Source organism: Tamlana crocina (assembly GCA_040429635.1).
GTDB lineage: Bacteria > Bacteroidota > Bacteroidia > Flavobacteriales > Flavobacteriaceae > Flavisericum > Flavisericum crocinum.
In genome coordinates, this window is sequence record CP158972.1 from 407,214 (window position 1) to 420,675 (window position 13,462).

Annotated in this window: 14 protein-coding genes; 9 read left to right on the forward strand and 5 right to left on the reverse strand. The window is 37.7% G+C overall.

What is annotated here, in order from left to right; genetic code table 11:
• The first annotated feature begins 9 nt into the window (after window positions 1-9).
• The 6 genes from ABI125_01855 (at window position 10) to ABI125_01880 (ending at window position 6,125) form a co-directional block, all read left to right on the forward strand.
• On the forward strand, window positions 10-396 hold the full coding sequence (locus tag ABI125_01855) for a hypothetical protein (protein ID XCF06615.1): 387 nt from the start codon (window positions 10-12) through the stop codon (window positions 394-396).
• Between the two features lie 485 nt (window positions 397-881).
• Window positions 882-1,352 carry a lipocalin gene (locus ABI125_01860; protein XCF06616.1) on the forward strand — a complete coding sequence of 157 codons (471 nt, stop codon included), beginning with the start codon at window positions 882-884 and terminating at the stop codon, window positions 1,350-1,352.
• Window positions 1,353-1,371: 19 nt separating this feature from the next.
• Entirely contained in the window at window positions 1,372-2,076 is a 705-nt protein-coding gene (locus ABI125_01865) for an OmpA family protein (GenBank protein XCF06617.1), read from the forward strand.
• Window positions 2,077-2,179: 103 nt separating this feature from the next.
• Window positions 2,180-2,698, forward strand: a complete 519-nt coding sequence (locus ABI125_01870) for a ferritin (protein ID XCF06618.1) — start codon at window positions 2,180-2,182, stop codon at window positions 2,696-2,698.
• Between the two features lie 373 nt (window positions 2,699-3,071).
• Window positions 3,072-5,189: a Tex family protein gene (locus ABI125_01875; protein ID XCF06619.1), complete on the forward strand. Its 2,118-nt coding sequence runs from the start codon at window positions 3,072-3,074 to the stop codon at window positions 5,187-5,189.
• Window positions 5,190-5,219: 30 nt separating this feature from the next.
• Window positions 5,220-6,125, forward strand: a complete 906-nt coding sequence (locus ABI125_01880; GenBank protein XCF06620.1) for a histone deacetylase — start codon at window positions 5,220-5,222, stop codon at window positions 6,123-6,125.
• 162 nt (window positions 6,126-6,287) lie between these two features.
• On the opposite strand, the gene ABI125_01885 is transcribed toward ABI125_01880, so the two are convergent.
• The 4 genes from ABI125_01885 to dinB all read right to left on the reverse strand — a co-directional run bounded on the left by ABI125_01885 (window position 6,288) and on the right by dinB (window position 9,048).
• Window positions 6,288-6,785 carry a hypothetical protein gene (locus ABI125_01885; protein XCF06621.1) on the reverse strand — a complete coding sequence of 166 codons (498 nt, stop codon included), beginning with the start codon at window positions 6,783-6,785 and terminating at the stop codon, window positions 6,288-6,290.
• A 94-nt stretch (window positions 6,786-6,879) separates the two neighbouring features.
• Entirely contained in the window at window positions 6,880-7,233 is a 354-nt protein-coding gene (locus ABI125_01890) for a hypothetical protein (protein ID XCF06622.1), read from the reverse strand.
• Window positions 7,234-7,369: 136 nt separating this feature from the next.
• On the reverse strand, window positions 7,370-7,801 hold the full coding sequence (locus ABI125_01895; GenBank protein XCF06623.1) for a TerB family tellurite resistance protein: 432 nt from the start codon (window positions 7,799-7,801) through the stop codon (window positions 7,370-7,372).
• 146 nt (window positions 7,802-7,947) lie between these two features.
• Complete coding sequence (gene dinB, locus ABI125_01900; GenBank protein ID XCF06624.1) at window positions 7,948-9,048, reverse strand: DNA polymerase IV; 1,101 nt, start codon at window positions 9,046-9,048, stop codon at window positions 7,948-7,950.
• A 118-nt stretch (window positions 9,049-9,166) separates the two neighbouring features.
• On the opposite strand from dinB, the gene ABI125_01905 reads away from it, so the two are divergent.
• The 3 genes from ABI125_01905 to ABI125_01915 are packed head-to-tail and all read left to right on the forward strand — an operon-like array spanning window position 9,167 to window position 11,055.
• The gene (locus tag ABI125_01905; protein XCF07862.1) at window positions 9,167-9,640 is read left to right on the forward strand and encodes a CYTH domain-containing protein; all 474 of its coding nucleotides are present in this window, start codon (window positions 9,167-9,169) and stop codon (window positions 9,638-9,640) included.
• Complete coding sequence (locus ABI125_01910; protein ID XCF06625.1) at window positions 9,637-10,179, forward strand: YciI family protein; 543 nt, start codon at window positions 9,637-9,639, stop codon at window positions 10,177-10,179. Before ABI125_01905 ends, ABI125_01910 begins: the two co-directional genes overlap by 4 nt.
• Window positions 10,180-11,055: an endonuclease/exonuclease/phosphatase family protein gene (locus ABI125_01915; GenBank protein ID XCF06626.1), complete on the forward strand. Its 876-nt coding sequence runs from the start codon at window positions 10,180-10,182 to the stop codon at window positions 11,053-11,055. It abuts the gene before it with no gap.
• Between the two features lies 1 nt (window position 11,056).
• Here the strand turns inward: ABI125_01915 and pbpC are convergent, their stop codons facing one another.
• Complete coding sequence (gene pbpC / locus ABI125_01920; protein XCF06627.1) at window positions 11,057-13,408, reverse strand: penicillin-binding protein 1C; 2,352 nt, start codon at window positions 13,406-13,408, stop codon at window positions 11,057-11,059.
• Window positions 13,409-13,462: the final 54 nt, after the last annotated feature.

Genomic DNA, 13,462 nt, shown 5'->3' on the forward strand with positions numbered 1-13,462 from the left:
AATTTAAAAATGAAAAAAGTAATAGCAATTTTAGTATTGGCATTAAGTTTCACTTTAAACAGTAATGCGCAAAACAACATGATGAAAGACAAAGCAGTTAAAACCATTGCTTTAGAGCAAACTCCTGGTGAGTTTACTGAAAAAGGATTAACAGTAAGTGAAGGGTCTTATGTTTTTAAAATAAGCAACCATGCTGGTGTTGATGTTGGTTTTGTTTTGGTGCCTAAAGGCAAAGATGCCAGTAAACCAGAAAACCACATTCAAACAGCTTATGTAACGAATGTAGTTAAAGACGGAAAGGTAGAAAGCTCTAAGCAAACGAATTTAACAAAAGGCGAGTATATCTATTTTTGCCCTCTAAACAAAACACCTCAATATACACTTACAGTTCATTAAGAGTTTATTTTTGGCAAAAAAAGGTTGTTCTATTAAGGATAACCTTTTTTTTTGTCAATATGCTTATGCTACCATTCTGAAATAGAAATGTGTAAAAGTAATTAGATAATCTCTTCCTGATGTTTAAAAGGTTATTATCCCTTAAAAATGGAATTGCTACCATCAATTTTCCATGCCCAAAACATTTAATGGTGTATTGTCTACGGATTTCCATTAGCCGTTAATTCTTTGTTAAATAATGTTGTGGACTCTTTCTTAATAAATAATTAAAAAAGCTCATAATCAAGGTTTTGTGAGTCTTTTTTGTTTCTGCTTTAAAAATGAACATTATTTTGTGTAGTCTATTTTGATTAATATCAACGTAGTTTATAGTAACAATCAAATAATATTGGCGCGTTTATTTATTACAACAACACTATAGGTTTTTACCAAAAGTATTAACGTAATATGGTATTTAACGGTCAAAAAGTATTAAAACTAACACAATGAAAAAATTACTTTTATTACTCGTTTCAATTAGTGTTTTGTCCTGCGGGGCATCAAAAACGGTTCGTACATCCAAAAAAGTCATTAAGGGCAATTGGGTGTTGAACAATATTAGTTATAGTGAGGCTGGCACGTATAATGTTATGCTTTTGGATGACGCCTCAAAAGCCTGTTTTGAAGGCAGTGCTTGGCAATTTGTTCCTAATAACAACACAGGGGTTTACAATATTGGCGATGTGGGTTGCCAAACCGGCGAAAGGCATTTTGTATTTACCATTGATGAGGTTAATGAAGAAACCGGACTATACGATTTCTTATTGAAGCCCACCAACGAAAAGCACAAATCGGAAACCAACAAAGGGTTCAGACTAAGCTTAACTTCATTGTCCGAAAACATGATGCAATGGCAACAAACCCTTATGGTAGAAGGAAGGCCCTTTACCATTACAATGAATTTCACTAAACAATAAAATGATAAAAATAAACGATATGAAAGCATTTATAAACAAAACATCCATTTTCATGTTAGTAGCTGTTTTGGCTATTAGTTTCACTAATTGTAAAGCGGTACAGAATGCCAACAATAAGCAAAAAGGTGCCGTAATCGGAGCGACTGGTGGCGCTATTTTAGGAGCTATTATTGGTAACAACGTTGGTAAAGGCGGTAATGGTGAGCTGGGTGCCGTAATTGGTGGTGTTGTTGGTGGAACTGCGGGCGTACTTATCGGAAACAAAATGGATAAACAAGCACAAAAAATTGAGGAGGAAATCCCCGGAGCCGAAGTAGAACGTGTTGACGATGGTATTGTGGTGACCTTTGATGAAAGTAGTGGGGTGTATTTTGACACGAACAAATACAGTATTAATTCAGCATCACAAGCTACCTTAAACAAGCTTATTGGCGTGTTTAAGGAATATCCAGATACGAATATTTTAGTGGTTGGTCACACCGATAGCCAAGGTGCAGAAGAATATAACATGACATTATCGAAAAACCGAGCTTATGCCGTAACCAATTATTTGTCGAATAACGGCATTAGCAGCGGTAGGTTAACCACTAACTGGTTTGGTGAAACCCAGCCCATGCACGATAATTCTACTGCAGAGGGTAGAGCTAAAAACCGTCGTGTAAATGTGGCGATTTTACCTAATGAAAAAATGATTGAAGAAGCTAAAGATCAAGTAGGAAAATAGGGATTTTTTTGATTGATTTTTAAAAGGGGGCGCTCGGTAAAGAGCGTCCCTTTTATTTTAAATAAACGCGCTAATTCAGTAACTTTACGTAAAAACGAGAATTATGTTATCAAAATCAATAGAAAAAGAGCTCAATAATCAAATCAAGATAGAGGCCGAATCATCTCAGATATATTTGGCCATGGCCTGTTGGGCAGAAGTTAAAGGCCTAGAAGGTGTTGCTGGTTTTATGTATAGCCAGTCGAATGAAGAACGCGATCACATGTTAAAACTCATTAAATATGTTAATGAGCGCGGTGGCCATGCTCATGTTTCTGCACTAGCGGCGCCAAATGTTACGTTCAACTCATTTAAGGAAATGTTTGAAGAACTCTACAAGCACGAAGTGTTTGTTTCTGAAAGTATCAACGAATTGGTGCATATCAGCTTACAGGAAAAAGATTATTCAACACACAACTTTTTGCAGTGGTACGTCTCCGAACAAATCGAGGAAGAAGCCATGGCACGTACCATTTTAGACAAAATTAATCTGATTGGTGATGATAAAGGAGGGCTCTATTTGTTCGATAGGGATATTGAAAATCTGACCGTTAGCACGGCCGCTCAACAAAGCCCAGAGTAAATTTTAACATAAAACCTTATTTAGATTAATTAAAAACAAGTTATATTTGCGCAGTTTTTATTTTCTAATAACTGCATGGGAAAAAAGAAAAAAGAAAAAAAGAAGCAAAAAAAAGCGCTTAAAACTTTGCATGAAGCAGGTTTAATCAATGCCAAAAAGGTAAAAAGTAAATGCTGCGAAAAGTATAAAAAAGGCGAGAACAAGCGTTGTGGCAAATGCCCATGTTTCGATTTGCTTAAAAAAGTAGCTTAAAATAAAAGGTGATTGCCAAATTTGGCATTTCCGTTTTAAATATAAAATCAGACCTGTTGGGGTTTACTCCTGCAGGTCTTTTTATTTACATTTGTTTTGAATTTTATACGTCCGCACTAGCATGATTACATATATCACCCAACATACCCAATTGCCCAAAATTGCCGTCCAAAACACAATCAACTTATTAAACGATGCATGTACCGTTCCGTTTATTTCGCGTTACAGAAAGGAAGCTACCGGAAATTTAGATGAGGTTCAAATAGGTGAAATAGTAAAATATAAGGAGCTGTTTGAAGCTTTGGAAAAGCGAAAGGCTACCATACTGAAAGCTTTGGAAGAGCAGGAGGTGTTATCCTCAGAACTGAAGCAGAAAATTGAAACAGTCAAAGATTTAACCACGCTCGAAGATTTATATCTGCCGTACAAAAAAAGTAGAAAAACAAAAGCTGAAAAAGCGCGACAAAACGGCTTGGAACCCTTGGCAAAAATCATTATGGCACAGAATGTTAACGATGTGGAGTCGGTTGCTTTTAAGTATGTAAAAGGAGCCATTAATTCGGTGGATGATGCTTTAGAGGGCGCCCGACATATTATTGCCGAATGGGTAAACGAGCGCACCGATATTCGTAATAATATTCGATATCAGCTTGAACGTTTTGCTACCATTTCCACAAAAGTGGTAAAAACGAAAAGTAGTGATGAAGCCGCACAAAAATTTAAAGATTATTTTGATTGGGAAGAAAATTTAAGTCGAATTCCATCACACCGCTTATTGGCTATTTTACGAGCCGAAAAAGAAGGTTTTATCCGAGTAAAAATTGAAATTGACGACGAACGGGCTTTAAACAAAATTGAAAGTCGGATTATAAAAAGTAACAACGATTGCGCCCAACAAATTGAGCAAGCCATAAAAGATGCTTACAAAAGGTTGTTGCTGCCATCATTAAGCAATGAAGCCTTACAAGTCGCAAAAGAAAAAGCTGATGATGCGGCTATTTCGGTTTTTGCCAAAAACTTAAAACAATTGCTGTTGGGCTCGCCGTTGGGCGAAAAACGGGTATTGGCCATAGATCCCGGTTTCCGTACGGGCTGTAAGGTAGTGTGCCTCGATGCCCAAGGGCAATTAAAATATAACGAAACCATTTATCCGCATGCGCCAAAAAATGACAGTTTAGGTGCGATGAAAAAAATCAGTTCGTTGGCTGATGCCTATAAAATTGAGGCCATTGCTATTGGTAATGGTACGGCATCGCGCGAAACGGAAGCCTTAATTAGAAAAATACGTTTCAAAAACGATATTCAAGTATTTGTAGTGAGCGAGGCGGGAGCCAGTATTTATTCAGCATCAAAAATTGCCCGAGAGGAGTTTCCCAATTACGATGTAACGGTTCGTGGTGCGGTTTCCATTGGCCGCCGATTGCAAGACCCGTTGGCCGAACTCGTAAAGATTGATGCCAAATCCATTGGTGTGGGGCAATACCAACATGATGTCGATCAAAGTAAGCTTCAAAAAGCTCTGGAATCCGTGGTTGAAAACTGCGTAAATGCCGTTGGTGTAAACATTAATACGGCAAGTAAAAGTTTGCTGAGTTATGTGTCTGGAATTGGTCCTAAATTAGCAGAAAACATCTTGAATTACAGAAGCGAAAACGGCGCATTTCCATCGAGAAATGCCATTAAAAAAGTACCACGATTGGGCGATAAAGCTTTTGAGCAGGGCGCTGCTTTTTTAAGAATAAAGGAAGCCAAAAACCCGTTAGACGATTCGGCCGTACACCCAGAAAGTTATGGTTTTGTTGAAAAAATGGCCAAAGATTTAGGGAAGTCTGTTCAAGATTTAATCGGCAATAAAGAATTGCTTCAAAACATCAATTTAAAAAACTATTGCACCGATTCGGTAGGTTTGCCAACACTGCAGGATATTGTAAAAGAATTGGAAAAACCAGGTCTCGATATCCGTGAGCAGGCCAAGGTGTTTACTTTCAATCAAAATGTAAAAACCATAAACGACTTACACGAGGGACAATTGCTTCCCGGAATAGTTAATAATATTACCAATTTTGGATGTTTTGTGGACGTGGGTATCAAGGAAAGTGGTTTAATTCACGTTTCCAACCTGTCGGATGGTTTTGTAAAAGATGTTAACGAGCATGTGCATTTACACCAACAGGTTATTGTAAAAGTGTTGGATGTTGATATTCCGCGAAAGCGCATTCAATTGAAGTTGCATAAATAGGCTTAGTATTTTTCGTTTGTAGTTCAAGCTATGTTAAAAATCGCTTACCATCCCATATACAATCACCCGTTGCCTAAAGGGCATCGATTTCCTATGGTAAAATACGAGTTGCTCCCGGGGCAATTGCTTCATGAGGGCACTTGTACTCGTCACAATTTTTTCGAGCCGGTAAAAATGCTGGACGAAACACCAATTTTAAAAGTGCACGATCCTGTGTATTTTTACGATTTGCTCAATTTAACCTTAAGTCAGCGGGCGGCCATAAAAATAGGGTTTCCGTTAAGCGAAATGTTGATTGAGCGTGAAATAGTAATTGCCGACGGTACTATTAAAGCCAGCCAATATGCCCTAAAATATGGTGTAGCCATGAATGTGGCTGGCGGAACACACCACGCTTATTCAAACAGAGGAGAAGCTTTTTGCATGTTTAACGATCAAGCTGTTGGTGCCCGATATCTTTTAAATGAAAAGTTGGCAGAAAAGGTGTTGATTGTTGATTTGGATGTGCACCAAGGAAATGGTACTGCCGAGATATTCCAAAATGACCCAGCTGTTTTTACGTTTTCTATGCACGGTAAAGGAAATTATCCGTTTGTGAAAGAGCAAAGTGATTTAGACATTCCTTTGGAAAATGATACCGACGACGACACCTATCTGAAGATTTTAAAGTCGACCTTACCAAAGCTTATTGAAGAGCAAAAACCAGACTTTATTTATTATTTGAGTGGTGTTGATGTGGTGGCTTCTGATAAGTTAGGGAAACTGGCCATGACTATTGATGGCTGTAAAGAACGCGACCGTTTTGTACTTCAAACCTGTAAAGATAGGTCTATTCCGGTGATGTGCTCGATGGGTGGCGGCTACTCGCCCGATATAAAAACCATTGTTGATGCTCATGCCAATACCTTTCGGCTGGCTCAGGATATTTTCTTTTGAACGGTAAAATGATGAAATGGGCTAACCCCAAAACCTGACGGACCGCCACTGTATGAAACATTACTTCAAGGCTATCCATTACTCAAGAAATTTGCGTTTCAAAACAATTTGTCAGCTTTACTTTTGTTAGGTTCAGGAGCCGCCCATGTGGAATTTACGCAGTTACGATGCTTTTTTTATAAGCTCTCTTTTTGCTACGGCTTGGTTTATAAGTTCGTGCCACTTTTCAATGCGTTGCATCTCAAAATCTTCGGTGACGTCCAAATCAACATCAAAGAACTGTATAAAAAGCGGTTGTAGTGGTGCTTGTTTGTATTTCAACTCTAAGCCTAAGCTTTTTAAATGGCTTTTATGGTCTTTGCTTGTAGCATATTCTTTAATAACCTTACAGCTAGCTATGTCGTTGAGGTTTGTATCAAAAATCTTAGATGCGTCGTCTTTAATGTATGCGACCGTTAGCACGTTGTTTTCGGTTATACCAATGAAGTTTTTACGCCAAAATTCTTGTGCCGCATAATTAAGATTTTCAGATTTTGAAAAGGTCTTGACCAGTTGTTTTATTTTAGAAGTATGTTTTGAACTGTTATAAATAAAAAGAAAAAAGGGTACGAATACGCAAAGCACTAAAAGTGCAGAAATAATAATTAATGAAGTTTTCATCTTGTATGTTTTAATTTGATTTTTAGGAATACAAAAAATGCCGTTACAGGTTTTGTAACGAAAAATTTGAAGGGGCAGTTAAAAAATCAAAGGGTTACAAGAAGGAGTGGAATGGAAAAATTAGTGCCTTTAATGAGAGGCCCGGTGCAATAAAACTACATGTTTTTATATAGTTTTTTTGCGTGCTTAACAAAATATCGCTACCTAGACTGTGGTGCGCAAATTGATGTTCAACAAGATTTTCTTGGTCAACTTTAAGGTTTAAAACATGCTCAAAAGTATTTTCTGGTGCAATACCAAATGCGTTGTACAGTCCGTTGTTTTTAACCTCGTGTTTTTGCGAAGTGTGTTCTGTTTGGCCAAAATCCGGCTGCTCTTCAAAACGATTGAAATGAAGAGAAAGAAAACTGATAACAACAGCTAAAAATATTTGGCTAAACTTCAGCATGATAAATGGTAAACGCCCACAAAAGTACTAATAAAAGCTGTTAAAAAATCACAAAAGCTGGTGGCTGTTTTTTTTGAAATAAAAAAAGCACTCAATAAATTGGGCGCCTTGTTTTATGTTTTGATATAAAATCGAATTACCGATTCATGTTTCTTATTTCTTCGATAAAAGTGTCTAAATCTACCCCATTTTTAATTAAGGTTAAGGCTTTATCTACAATGTACTTTACGTTTTCAGGATGAAACCCTAAGCCGATGCAAATCTTTTTCAAAAGAACATGCTCGGGGTCGCCTTTAATATTGTCTACATGAACCATACGTGCTAAATCGTACAAACGCTCTAAGCGTCTGTCGTAAGATGCCGGTGGATTGATAGGGTGCGATTTGTAGTTTTTCAAGATTAAGTTGAAGTCCTCTTGACTAATGTCTAAGTTTCTGGCGGTTCTTTCTAAAAACGCTTGTTCTTCTGGGGTGATGATGCCATCATCCATAGCTACGCGTACGATTGCTGCAAAATGGCTTTCGTTACGCTTTTTAAATCCACTGTCAAATAAATCTGAAAACGACATAAATCAAATGTTTTAATAATGCTGCAAACCTACATATTTTTTTAAGAATATAAATCTAAAAATTTTATTTTTTTGGGGATTTGTAACCGTTTGTGAAAGAGTCGGGTAGGTGTGTTGGATGTGCTTTCTGAAAATTTAAACAATTACTAAAACTCAAACTTTAATTGGGCACTTATGGTTTTTTGGGTTTCTGGTTTTTTGGTTTTTTCGGTATTCAAATTGGAAAGGCTTATGCCCAACAAGCGCACCGAGTTTTTTAAATTTTCTTGATATAAGAGTTCTTTTGCGGTTTCTAAAATGATGCTTTTATCGCTAATAAAATAGGGCAGGGTTTTGCTGCGCGTTTGCAAACTGAAATCGCTATACTTTATTTTCAGCGTTACCGTTTTCCCCGCAACTTGGCTTTTGGTGAGTCTTTTGGAAACCTCTTGGGCGATATGTTCCAGTTTTTCAATCATAAACACTTCGCTGGATAAATTTTCAGAAAACGTACGTTCGGCAGCCAAACTTTTTCTGATGCGGTTGGGTTTCACTTCGCTTTGGTGAATGCCCCGAACAATGTAGTAATAATATTTTCCTGATTTACCGAAATGTTCCTCAAGATATTCCAACGACTTTAATTTTAAATCCAATCCCGTAAAAATGCCTTTTTGGTACATTTTTTCAGCCGTTACCTTTCCCACGCCATAAAATTTCCTGATGTCCAGATCTTCCAAAAACGAAATCACCTCTTCGGGGTTCACCGTTTTTTGTCCGTTGGGTTTGTTGTAATCGCTGGCCACTTTGGCAATAAATTTATTTATGGAAATACCAGCTGAGGCCGTAAGCCCCACCTCATTTAAAATACGTTCCCGGATTTCTTTGGCTATAAGCGATGCGCTGGGGTTTCCCTTTTTGTTTTCGGTAACGTCTAGATAGGCTTCATCCAATGAGAGCGGTTCCACCAAATCAGTATAATCATAAAATATGCGTCTTATTTTTTTCGATATTTCGGTGTATCGGTCAAATCGAGGCCTAACAAAGGTTAAATCCGGACATAATTTGGCGGCCAAAGTTCCGGCCATGGCACTTTTTACTCCGAATTTTCGAGCTTCGTAACAGGCAGCACTTACCACTCCGCGTTTGCCGCCGCCACCAACGGCAATGGGTTTGCCCTTTAGTTCGGGGTTGTCCATTTGTTCCACCGAAGCATAAAAGGCATCCATATCCACATGGATTATTTTTCGTATGGGGAATTCGGCCTGCATATAGCAAAATTATGGTAATTTTGGGTGAATAAAATATCAAATTATAAATTTCAAAAAACTAAATTCCAAAGCGAATCCAATGAAATTTGTTTTTTGGAATCTGGAATTTAAAATGGTTATGATAGAAATTGAACGTAAATTTTTGGTGGTTTCGGATGATTTTAAAACCGAGGCGTTTAAAAAAACGAGATTGGTGCAAGGGTATTTGAATTCTCATAAAGAGCGTGCCGTTAGGGTAAGACTTAAGGGCGATTTGGGTTTTTTAACGGTTAAAGGGCCATCGTCAAAAAATGGCCTGTCGCGTTTTGAGTGGGAAAAGGAAATTAGCGCCAATGAAGCCAAGGAATTGTTAAATCTTTGCGAATCGGGCATCATCGATAAAATACGTTATGAAGTAAAGCTGAAAAATCATATTTTTGAGATAGATGAGTTTTTTGGTGATAATGAAGGTTTGGTGGTTGCTGAGGTCGAGCTAAAAGACGAGAACGAAACTTTTGAAAAACCAAAATGGCTGGGTGAAGAAGTAACCGGAAACCCGAAATACTATAATTCGCAATTGAGTCAAAAACCATTTAAAACGTGGAAACCATGATTAGAATTTTTATCATTTTAATAAGTGCAATTTTGTTTTTTAGTTGCAAGGATGAACCAAAAGGGGAGCCTGAAATCACATCTGAAACAGTTGAAGCGGTTAATGACTCAATCGATTTGGCGGAAGAAAGTGCAAACCTCAAACCAGAAAAATCCATCAAACAAATAAAAAAAGAACTCACCGAAAAAGGTTTCAAAACCTTTGATTATGTTGACGAAAGTACCCAAGATACTATTTTAATGCAGCAGTATTTTATGGCTTTTTTAAAATCGGGGCCAATTAGGGGGCAAAACGAGGAAGAAACAGCCGATTTACAAGAACAGCATTTAGCCCACCTGCAAAAAATGTACGATTTGGGCTATGCCGATATTTCTGGGCCGTTTGGTGATAATGGCGATATTCGTGGCGTGACCATTTACAACGTGCCCACCTTAAAAATGGCCGACAGTTTAGCCAATGCCGACCCCATGGTAAAAGCGGGCCGATTGGAAATTGAAATTCACCCTTGGTGGGCGGCAAAAGGTTATCCGTTGCGGTAAATGGTTATAAAAATTATAAAAGGCATTTATTTGCTTTTCAATATCCTGGCCATCTCGGCCTTGCTGGCCATTCATTTTGTGTTTAAGGAAAATAGTTATGGCAGTTCGCTACTTTACTATACATTTCCGTTGCCCGTTATCATTTTCATTGTGGTGGCGCTTTCTGTTTTTTTAGGAAGGTTGAGCAAATATAACCTTGTTTTAGCCGTAGCTTTATTGATGCTTTGGTTGGGCAGAAGTTATAAAATTAATATTCCTAAAACTATTTCTGAAGACGATGTTGAAATCGTGTTTTGGAACGCTTCCCGAGAGAATGGCTTTAATCAAGCATTCGAATTGAACGAAGGTTTACCTGATATTATGGTTTTAACTGAAGCCACGAGTTTGGATGTTGAAACCTTGCAAAAGCAACATCCAGGCGCTTATTTTTATAAGTCGGATACCGATATGGTGGTGTATTCAAAAACACCAATTGAAGTCCAGAGGGAAACGGTTTCAAAATACCATACATACATGCTGTTTTTTAATAGCTCCGGCATCGATTTTTGTGCGGTTGATGTTCAGGGCAGTACCGATGTGCCGAGATCTTGGGAGTTAGGTTTTGTAAACGAAAATGTTAAAATTAAACCCAAAACCGTCATTTTAGGTGATTTCAATATTCCTTATGAATCTAAATATCTCGATAGTTTAAAACGAGATTTTAACCATGCTTTTTCCGAAAATGGCAATGGATTTAAGGAAACGTGGTTTTGGAATTTGCCATTGCTATCACTCGACCATATTTGGGTTTCAAAAGATTTAAAAATTCTAAAGGCTAAAAAATTCTACACCTTTAAAAGTGATCATAGCATGATTTCGGCTTTTGTGAGGAAGTAGATTACTCCGAAATTGTAAAATGTCGTTTAGCTTCATTGCCGAATTCGTCTACCACAGTAATTACGTGTTTGCCTTGTTTGGGGATAATGGTGAGTTCGTGTATGCCTTTCGTGCTTCCCATATAATTATCATCAACATACCAAAACACACTAGTTTCAGGTTTTGAATGGGCGATTTGAAGCACTAAATCGTTGATAGAACCGTCAAAATCCTTTGGTAAAAAAATACTGTTGTTTTCCTTCGGATAAATAAACGCCATTGAAATACTGTTTTCACCCAAACAGTCACTTCTAAATTTGGGTAATGGTTTGTAAAACGGATTTTTGGTTTTGTAATAATAAGCCATTAAAGGCGGTAGCACAAACCACGATTTATGTGTGATATTGCTCGTGCTTTCGCAGGAAGAATTCACTTGAAAGGTTTCGCTTTTATCCAAATGCACCAACACATGATACGGACAAGGTTTGGTTTTCAATCCGCTAATTTGAATGAATTTGTTTTCGGTATCATCACAATTTGGCAATGCTCTATGGCCACTTTTTTTACAGATAGTAACCTCTTGCATTTCATCAAAAGGTTTAGCGAACCATGTGCTGTTAGGTAGTATATCAAACACGTCAAATAAAATAGGAGCTGCTGTTTGTACTCCAACCAAACCTGGTCTGCCTTCGCCATCGGCATTTCCTACCCAAACGCCAACCACATAATCTGTTGTGGTGCCAATGGCCCAAGCGTCACGAAAGCCAAAACTCGTTCCTGTTTTCCAAGCAATTTGTTTGGAGCCATCAAAAAACTCCCAATTTTCGTCGCCTTTTGGTCGGTTTACTTCTTTTAAACTTTCGTAAGTGAGGTAAATGGAGGCTGCATCAAACAATGTTTTTTCACTGGTTTTTTTTCCGAAATCAACCGTTTCCAAAGCTAAAAATGTAGGTTCACAAAATTCGTTGGAATAATATTCGCTCGACGTTTCAGAAAAATGATTTAAGGTCGAAGACAATGCCGAGTAGCTTTTGCACAAATCCCAAAGGTTGCTTTCGGCACCACCAAGAATAAGCGATAAACCGTAATGATTAGCATTGTATTTTAAATCTTTAAGCTGAAGTATTTTTAAATAATGATGAAACCGATCCAACCCAAACTCCTGAAGCATCCTCACCGAAGGTACATTCAGCGAGCGCGACAAAGCCCTACTAGCTGGTATGGCGCCATCGTATGTTTTGTTGTAATTTTCGGGATTGTAACTCCCAAATTGAGTTGGTACATCTGCGACTAAAGTATTGGGTAAAATATCACCAGCATCGAGCATGGCAGCATATAAAAGCGGTTTTAAAATACTACCTGTACTTCTGGGTTTGTCAATAATATCCACATCTTTTTGGTGGGATTTATCGGTTGGCGTATTGCCCACGTAAGCCAAAACTTGTCTGGTTCTTACATCTAAAACCAAAACTGCAGCATTGTAAATCTCATTCTGACTTAATTGATTATAATGTCTTTTTGTAATACGGTTAACTTGTTGCTGCAATGGTGTGTTGATGGTTGTTTTTATATGTTTGCCAGAATAATTTTGAGCCACTTTTTGCAACAAATGAGGTGCAATTTGTGGCAAAGGATACGGTTTTTGTGGTAAACTTTCTGCAACTGATAAATTATAAGTTAACGAATCAATAATTTGGTTTTGAAGCAGTTTTGCTAAAAGACCGTTGCGTTTTTTGAGTAAGCGTTCTTGGTTTTTTCCTGGGTAAATCAAACTTGGCGCATTAGGTAAAACAGCTAAAGTGGCACTTTCAGCCCAGGAAAGTTCATTAGCGTTTCTGTTGAAATAGCGCCACGAAGCAGCATCCAACCCAACGACATTGCCACCAAAAGGTGCATTGCTGCTGTAATAAGAGAGAATTTTATCTTTGGAAGTTCGCAACTCCAAACGTGTTGCTAGAATGATTTCAATGACTTTTTCAAAATAGGTTCGGTTTTTACCTTTTCTGGATAAGCGAATCACTTGTTGGGTGATGGTGCTTCCACCACGTTTTATACCATCAGATTTTAGATTTTCGCGTAAGGCTTTAAAAATGGAAACCGGATTAAAACCAGGATGTTTGTAGAAATATTCGTCCTCAAACTGAATAATGCAAGTTTTGAATTTCTCTGGAATACTATCGTTATGCGGAAATCGCCATTGACCGTCTTTTGCAATTTGAGCACCTAATAATTCATCGTTTTTACTGGTGATAACCGTTGCGGTTGGGTCTTTGAAAAGTTGTTTTGGCAAACAGAAATAGTAAGCAATCAGTAATACAAAAAGTACCGCTGATTTTATTTTGTTGTTTTTTATGTAGGTTAATATTCTGTTCATGTTTTTTTAACCCTTCCGACTTTTAACCCTTACTTGGGTTTAAAGCCACCTTCC

Excerpts from the sequence above, each read along its gene's own strand:
- ABI125_01855 (XCF06615.1), top strand. The coding sequence starts at position 10 with ATGAAAAAAGTAATAGCAATTTTAGTATTGGCATTAAGTTTCACTTTA.
- ABI125_01860 (XCF06616.1), top strand. The coding sequence starts at position 882 with ATGAAAAAATTACTTTTATTACTCGTTTCAATTAGTGTTTTGTCCTGC.
- ABI125_01865 (XCF06617.1), top strand. The coding sequence starts at position 1,372 with ATGAAAGCATTTATAAACAAAACATCCATTTTCATGTTAGTAGCTGTT.
- ABI125_01870 (XCF06618.1), top strand. The coding sequence starts at position 2,180 with ATGTTATCAAAATCAATAGAAAAAGAGCTCAATAATCAAATCAAGATA.
- ABI125_01875 (XCF06619.1), top strand. The coding sequence starts at position 3,072 with ATGATTACATATATCACCCAACATACCCAATTGCCCAAAATTGCCGTC.
- ABI125_01880 (XCF06620.1), top strand. The coding sequence starts at position 5,220 with ATGTTAAAAATCGCTTACCATCCCATATACAATCACCCGTTGCCTAAA.
- ABI125_01885 (XCF06621.1), bottom strand. The coding sequence starts at position 6,785 with ATGAAAACTTCATTAATTATTATTTCTGCACTTTTAGTGCTTTGCGTA.
- ABI125_01890 (XCF06622.1), bottom strand. The coding sequence starts at position 7,233 with ATGCTGAAGTTTAGCCAAATATTTTTAGCTGTTGTTATCAGTTTTCTT.
- ABI125_01895 (XCF06623.1), bottom strand. The coding sequence starts at position 7,801 with ATGTCGTTTTCAGATTTATTTGACAGTGGATTTAAAAAGCGTAACGAA.
- dinB (XCF06624.1), bottom strand. The coding sequence starts at position 9,048 with ATGCAGGCCGAATTCCCCATACGAAAAATAATCCATGTGGATATGGAT.
- ABI125_01905 (XCF07862.1), top strand. The coding sequence starts at position 9,167 with ATGATAGAAATTGAACGTAAATTTTTGGTGGTTTCGGATGATTTTAAA.
- ABI125_01910 (XCF06625.1), top strand. The coding sequence starts at position 9,637 with ATGATTAGAATTTTTATCATTTTAATAAGTGCAATTTTGTTTTTTAGT.
- ABI125_01915 (XCF06626.1), top strand. The coding sequence starts at position 10,180 with ATGGTTATAAAAATTATAAAAGGCATTTATTTGCTTTTCAATATCCTG.
- pbpC (XCF06627.1), bottom strand. The coding sequence starts at position 13,408 with ATGAACAGAATATTAACCTACATAAAAAACAACAAAATAAAATCAGCG.